Below are 6805 nucleotides of genomic sequence, written 5' to 3' on the forward strand. Positions count from 1 at the left end.
ATTGTCGCAAAACTGGCTGTAGCTATAGCAAGCATCAGGGTAATTAGCCTGATATTCCTCCCAGAGCAGCAGTTTAGTTACACCTTTACGCCGCAGTTCAATATCCATCAGGCCATAATCAGGTTTAATACGGCCCGCTTTCCTGTCAGGATAAAGTGACTGATGTAGCCATTGATCGGAGGCATGCTCAGGTAACGGCCAGCCACAATCCAGGGTTCTGAATTTACCGAGAATATCAGATATAGTGGCAGCCCCCACATTCAGTCTCCTGGCGATGTCCCGGTTACTGAGGTTTTCATCAAGCTTAAGATAGAGAACCGCTTTAACGCGTTCTATGTCAGTAGGTTTTGACATACTTGTTTCCTCTTTAAAATTAAAAGAAGTTAACAAGCATAAAAGACTGATCGGGTGGTGAAGAAAAAGTCTGTGATCGAATGACCGGAATAGAGTTGATCGGGCTAGCCAGAATCAGCGATCGAGAACATCAGAATACGCAACAGCCGATTGGTTTTCAAGCGATGAAGTTTCGGCATGGAAAAGGTACCTTGAACTAGCAAGAACGCATAAGCCAAGCAATGAGAGGCTATCTGCCATGTATTTGAAATTCGGCTACCCAAGTGCTGAGCTGGACGGTAAGGTACGCACACAGCTAAAAGACGATAACCTTTATTTTTACAGTGTTAAAACGGCATATGGTTTAGCTATGGATGAGCAAGCGGAAGACCATGAAAGAGGGAACGCAGTGTTGGCATTAAAAGGCCTTGCACCGTCGCTTGCTTTAGTTGTGATGGCTAAGTTATATGAGTCGAAGACCAGTTCTGAAACATTGAAGTTTGAAGTATATCAATACCTGAGTGAGGCAGCGGAAGCGATCATGTTTGACATCGAAATTGAGGAGTTTGACCCGTTAACAAACACCTTTGGTGACGCTCCAACAAGCGAAGCTTTATCAAGAGTAATGATTACCTACTCGTTTCCATACAATGACTTGTACAACACAGCAAAATGGGATAACAACATTAGGGCTAAAATTTTAACTGAACATGGTATTTAGCTGTAAAAATTAGGCACCTAGTGTAATGAGCTGCGTTGTTCTGTACAGCATTATGATTATTACGCAGTGCAGATATCTGATATCAGATAGACCAAGGATATTCCGCTTCCCATCCCGGGCAGCCAGCATACATATGCTGTCATCCCGGCCAAAAAATGACTGTCACCCCGGCCAAATAAATACGGTCATCCCGGCCAAAAATTTCCCGTCATCCCGGCCAAAAATATACTGTCATCCCGGCCTTGAGCCGGGATCTCCCAAACAGTTTGGCTCACCTTCAACAGCCTTTTTAGGAGAGCCCTGCTTATTTAGGAGATCCCCGCTCAAGAGCATGCGGGGATGACTAAGGAAAGCATGCAGAGACGACAAAGGAAGGGTAAACAAAATATCAGGAATGCGTTAAATCACAATACAGCTTATCAATAAGGCCACTGAGTAACTGCAACTCATTCATGTCGAGGTTTTCAATCTGACACAATAACTCTTTAGGAATAGCCGCCGCCTCGGCTTTAGCTGCTTTACCCTTGGTGGTTAATACCACCTGTTTTACCCGCTTATCCTGCTCAGACGGCTGAATATGCACATAACCCTTTTGCTCCAGCTTTTTCAGGATAAGCGTTAAACCACCGGGATCGATCCGGCTTTTTTCTACCAGCGCAGAAATAGTGAGCTGTTTATGCTCCCACAATGCCAACAACACAAGATACTGCGGATAAGTAATATCCATTTTTTGCAACAACGGCCGATAAGCCCGGGTGAATGCATTGGATACGGAATAAAAACGGTGGCACAACTGGTTGTCCAGCTTTAGCAGATCGTCATCTGTCATAACAAAAATACCTCTGCCATTATTTTGCATACAAAATAGTTGTCAGGCAACTGTAGGTTTGCTACTTTTACTTTGCATACAAAGTAAATTTCAGGAGGACACCCTATGCATAAGTTAGATGATGTACTTTACACTGGCGTAGCAACAGCAACCGGCGGTCGTGGCGGTAAAGCGGAATCTGATGATGGCCGTTTAAAAACCGACCTGTCGGTACCAAAAGGTCTGGGCGGTGACGATGGCCCGGGCACCAACCCTGAACAGATGTTTGCCGCTGGCTATGCAGCCTGCTTTATCGGCGCGCTGGGTTTTGTGGCGGGTCAGGAAAAAGTAAAACTGCCGGAAGACGTTAAGGTAACCGGCGAAGTAGGCATTGGTCCTATTCCTACGGGTTTTGCGATTAAAGTAAAACTGATTGTAGATTTAGGTGATATCGATACCGATAAAGAAGCCATGGTAGCCAAGGCGCACGAAGTATGCCCTTACTCCAATGCCACCCGCGGTAACGTTGAAGTTGAGTTTGAAGTGATCTAAATACCAGTCTGGTTACAGGCAGCGCTTTACTTAAGCGTTGCCTTTATCAAACCTACCTACACAAAAAGACTTGCCAATTCTCCCCCCTTTAGCCCATCGCACTTAGCCAGCCCATTATTTTGTACACCACTAAAATCCACGTTTTGAAATTTTAATGAGAGAAACCGCCCACTGCATCAACTTGTATAAAAAACATACAAGAAAAAGCAATGAAAACATCTCAATATTCCTCAATAATGATAATAACCACTACCCTGTTAACCGCGGTTACCCTAACCAAGGCTAACGCCAGTTCCACCCTGACTGTTCGCTGCGCAGATGCCGATCAACAAACCTGTGTCGAAACAGAGATCCAAAGTTTCGAGGCCAGTTTTAACACCTGCTCTGCTGGCCGGGAGATCGATACCATTGATCTTGACCATTTTGCAGTAAAAAAACACCCAGGTTCGCCCGCCACCGCGGTAACCGAAACAGCGCGTAAAGACTGGATAAACAACCTCACCAAAAACTGCGCAAATAATTATTACAAACCCAGTGATGGCTCAAGCTGGACTAACCAGTTTATGGTGGGTTATTCACTCAACTCATCGTACAACGAAGATAACGAACACGAAGGGCTGCAGGAGCAAACCCCCTTTGCCCAATTTGGTTTTGACGGCAGATGGCGCTCTGAAAGCGGCAATACACTGCACTGGGAAATCGGCGGACTCTTTGCAAGCAGCCCTACGCTTACCGACTCAGAAGATAACAGCACACCCACAGAACCCGCCACTGATGCAGAAGGCGACCAGCCTGAAGAAATGCCCGAAGATGAAACCTCAAAACCGAGTCAACCCACCTTCAATGACGTATCCGACTCACTGGACATTTACACCAAAGTGACCACCAACTTTTGGGCTGACAAAGATGATACGCTCAAGGATTATTTTACAGTAGGGGCGCTGGCAGGCTTTAAAACCCGCGACAGCATAACCGACGAACAAGACGCTGTAGTGCATTATTATGGTTTACTGGGCGAGTACTTATATTTTGGTAATAGTACCCGTAATGCCAAAAATAGTATTCCTCGTGGAAAGGTGTGGGTAAGTTACCTCAATTTTGAAGAGTACGGAGGTCTGGAAGATCAAAAACGCTGGCTGATCCGCGGCGAATGGCAATTAAATAACGCCCCGGATGCCGATCCCGACGAAGGCCGTTTTGTGGTTGGATTTAAAGCGAATTTAGGCAAAGGCGCCGATGATGTAGGGATATTCTTTGCCTACCGCTCCGGCTTCGACAGTATTCGATCGTTTATTACCGGTAATTAATGGCACTAACACCAGATTGTATGAGGCATGCGTGAAATAACGCAGTCAGTTTTTCACCATGCCTAAATAAAAGCCCGTTCCAATGACATTAAAAATAAGAATCGACTCATGACCCAATTACTCAAGCTACTCCAACGCCACAAAAAAACGCTCAAATCCTTAAGCTTACTCATGCTAACGCTGATCACCTCAGGGTGTATAAATACCGGTGCTTTCAGAAGCGACTATAGCAGTATCTGCCCTTATCATGGCAAGAACGCCTGCGCCACGTCGGGTATGACTAAATCAGCCGCTACGAGTACCAGTGCCAATACAACCTATCAGCTGCATTTTGTTGAGTTTGACGATCAAGGAGCCGTTTACAGCGCCGCCAATAAAAAAACCGTAATGAACCAGTTACGATCGCTTACCCACTCAAACCAACCCACATTGTTAGTAACTTACATTCACGGTTGGAATCATAATGCCGATGGTGACGATGAAGACGGTGATATTATTAAACTTCGCCAGGTTCTTAGCCGTTTGGCTAAAGAAAACCCAGGCCAACAGGTGGTAGGTGTATACCTTGGCTGGCATGGCCGACGCTTTCCCTGGTACCTTAATCATCTCCTAACCTTCTGGGACAGAAAACAAACCGCTCATCAGGTAGGCCGTAATGGCATGATCACTACCTTATTGGAGCTGGAAGATATTGTTAAACATCAGTCGCCCAACAATACTATGGTAACCATTGGTCACAGTTTTGGTGGCGCGGCGTTGTTCTCCTCAATCCAGAGCATATTAGCCGAGCGATATATACAAAGCCGGCCGTTTAACACAACCAAGGCGGTTGCAGGATTTGGCGATTTGGTGGTGTTAATCAACCCGGCTTTCGAAGCCATGCTATACCATTCATTGTACGATCTTGCGCAAGATGAATGCCGGGCTTATCCAGCCAATCAACCTCCCAGGTTAATGCTGCTAAGCGCTGCAGAAGACTGGGCAGTAAGGTGGACCTTTCCTATAGGCCGAATTCCCAACGTCTTGTTTGAAACCCACGAGAAAACAACCGCTAAATACTGCCGACCTTTTAACTCCAAGGCAACCAACAACCAGGCCAACCACCATCTGGTTAAAGAATGGCGGGCTGATATGACAGGCATAGGACACTATGATGCCTATGTTACCCACTTTCTTAATCGTATAGATAATTGCCAATACAGTGAGCTTAAATCGCAAGCAATGCCTGTAGAAACAATGAACACCATTACTCAAAACGAGTCGACCATAGTTGGCCCTTGTTTAAAATTGACCTCTAAAAATCGCGTACAGCGTAACAACCCGTACATGAATATATTTACCGAAGACGGCATCATGGAAGGTCATAACGATATATGGCAGCCAGAACTTATGGATTTTATTTTTAGAGCTATCGATTCGCGAGCCAAAGCAACCGTTAAATAATACCAGTACAGTAATAAAAAAGGCCTCCTAGCGGAGGCCATACAAATAACGGTACACCTTAACGTTTATCTGAACTAGCACGAATAACATTTGACGTGCCCCGGCTACTCCACATACCATTTAGTATGCACATGCACGTCGTCACGCTTTAGCAGTTCATCACTCGCCATCCAGGCATACTGATTGTGCTGTTCTTTTGGCAATGCATCCAGCGCGATATCCAGGTTAAGTTCGTACCCCAATACCACATAGTGCGTAGACACCGATTCATCAAAGGCGCTGTCTTCATACAAATGTTCGAACACGCCCATAAAATTTGCCGCAGAACGCTCGATAGCTATACCCAACTCGGCCTCAGTGAGGCGCAAAAAAGCCTTATCCAGCTTTTCGTTTTTCTGTACCCGGCCACCCGGTACAAACCAATAGCCCTGCGCCGGGCGATTAGTACGGTAGCCCAAAAGCACCTCGCCCTTAGCGTTTTTCACAATCAGATCGATAGACACCAGCGGTGTGGCACCGATAATTGTTTGATATGTGCTCTCGCTTAAAAATGCCATAAAAAGCCCCACAGTTAACAATAGTTGCCCGGCGAGTGTAGCAGTTTATGGCCAGTAAGCAGATGAGTTTAAAGTGGTTTACCGAACATCGCATCTCATAACAATATCAGGCTCCCATAACGCCCAAGCTTTATCTTTAAAGGTTAGGTAATGCAGTTCCCTTTCCTTTTGCAATTACTTACAAATAAACACCACCCCAAAGCACGCATGGTTAATAATCTTTGTGCTCTCATTTGGTAAATACGTTATACTCAATCTCGTTAATGTACCGATACCAGAGAGCCAATGTCTGTTCAGGATGAACCCCATCTAAAGCCCCGCCCGCCATTTTTATTGCCGTGGGTATTGGTACTGGGCTTTATATTATTATCTGCCTTGTTTTTTATCCCGGTGCCGAAAGAGCTGCGAAACGCCGTGGGTGGCGCCATCCTGAATACCGGGCATATCATCTTTTTTTGTATGTTTGCCCTGGCGTTTTATCCCTTCACCAAAGGCAAAAACCGCACCCGCCTGCCCCGCTTTTTACTCATTGTATTTGCCCTTAGCCTGCTGGTAGAAACCATTCAAAGTTCTGTTGGCCGGGCATTTCAGTGGGAAGACATTCTACGCAACGAGTTAGGGGCCATCTTAGGTATTAGTATTCAGATGCACTTTCAGCGGCCACATAAAGCGCATTGGGCCCTTAGAATTTCACTACTTGTGGCTATTAGCGCAGCAATTTTAGTAGAGCGCGTACCCCTGTATGAAAAGCTGGTATCACTGTATAACCTGGGCTAAACCAAACGCCGTTATCCGTTGCAACACCAAACGCTATTTGGTATCAATGTCTACTTATCCGAACATAAAAAATAACTAAAACCCATTAACACCACCAACCAAAGCTGCCATTATTTATAATGAAAATGGCTATGTTCTGCTAAATTGTTGCTATACTGTATATGAATACAGTTATTGAGGGTTGATCATGATCCCAGCACAATTTACAAAGCTTATAGCCGAGTTAGAACACTTAACAGATAGTCAAACCCGTTATGTTGAGAAGCTGCTGAAAGGCACTGATAGCGTCTCACAGTTGATAACAGAG

7 protein-coding genes and 2 pseudogenes are annotated in these 6805 nt (G+C 45.3%); 6 read left to right on the forward strand and 3 right to left on the reverse strand.

Features of this window, described 5'->3' with window-relative positions; genetic code table 11:
* A pseudogene (locus C6Y40_RS04920) lies at positions 1 to 354 on the reverse strand (IS21 family transposase); the annotation flags it as partial.
* A 238-nt stretch (positions 355 to 592) separates the two neighbouring features.
* Here C6Y40_RS04920 and C6Y40_RS04925 point away from each other — a divergent pair.
* Complete coding sequence (locus tag C6Y40_RS04925; protein WP_105933618.1) at positions 593 to 1054, forward strand: hypothetical protein; 462 nt, start codon at positions 593 to 595, stop codon at positions 1052 to 1054.
* 388 nt (positions 1055 to 1442) lie between these two features.
* On the opposite strand, the gene C6Y40_RS04930 is transcribed toward C6Y40_RS04925, so the two are convergent.
* On the reverse strand, positions 1443 to 1883 hold the full coding sequence (locus C6Y40_RS04930) for a MarR family winged helix-turn-helix transcriptional regulator (protein WP_105933624.1): 441 nt from the start codon (positions 1881 to 1883) through the stop codon (positions 1443 to 1445).
* A 105-nt stretch (positions 1884 to 1988) separates the two neighbouring features.
* Between C6Y40_RS04930 and C6Y40_RS04935 the strand changes: the two genes are divergently transcribed.
* From C6Y40_RS04935 to C6Y40_RS04945, 3 genes are all read left to right on the forward strand, one after another.
* Positions 1989 to 2414 carry an organic hydroperoxide resistance protein gene (locus C6Y40_RS04935; RefSeq protein ID WP_105933619.1) on the forward strand — a complete coding sequence of 142 codons (426 nt, stop codon included), beginning with the start codon at positions 1989 to 1991 and terminating at the stop codon, positions 2412 to 2414.
* 209 nt (positions 2415 to 2623) lie between these two features.
* The gene (locus tag C6Y40_RS04940; protein WP_146129500.1) at positions 2624 to 3721 is read left to right on the forward strand and encodes a hypothetical protein; all 1098 of its coding nucleotides are present in this window, start codon (positions 2624 to 2626) and stop codon (positions 3719 to 3721) included.
* A gap of 108 nt (positions 3722 to 3829) precedes the next feature.
* Positions 3830 to 5164 carry a hypothetical protein gene (locus C6Y40_RS04945; protein WP_105933621.1) on the forward strand — a complete coding sequence of 445 codons (1335 nt, stop codon included), beginning with the start codon at positions 3830 to 3832 and terminating at the stop codon, positions 5162 to 5164.
* Between the two features lie 104 nt (positions 5165 to 5268).
* Here the strand turns inward: C6Y40_RS04945 and C6Y40_RS04950 are convergent, their stop codons facing one another.
* Entirely contained in the window at positions 5269 to 5721 is a 453-nt protein-coding gene (locus tag C6Y40_RS04950) for a GDP-mannose mannosyl hydrolase (RefSeq protein WP_105933622.1), read from the reverse strand.
* 285 nt (positions 5722 to 6006) lie between these two features.
* On the opposite strand from C6Y40_RS04950, the gene C6Y40_RS04955 reads away from it, so the two are divergent.
* Positions 6007 to 6498 (forward strand): VanZ family protein, encoded by a 492-nt coding sequence (locus C6Y40_RS04955; RefSeq protein ID WP_105933623.1) that lies wholly within the window; start codon positions 6007 to 6009, stop codon positions 6496 to 6498.
* A gap of 187 nt (positions 6499 to 6685) precedes the next feature.
* A pseudogene (locus C6Y40_RS04960) lies at positions 6686 to 6805 on the forward strand (IS1595 family transposase); the annotation flags it as partial.

It is taken from the genome of Marisediminitalea alba, assembly GCF_002993365.1.
GTDB lineage: Bacteria > Pseudomonadota > Gammaproteobacteria > Enterobacterales > Alteromonadaceae > Alteromonas > Alteromonas alba.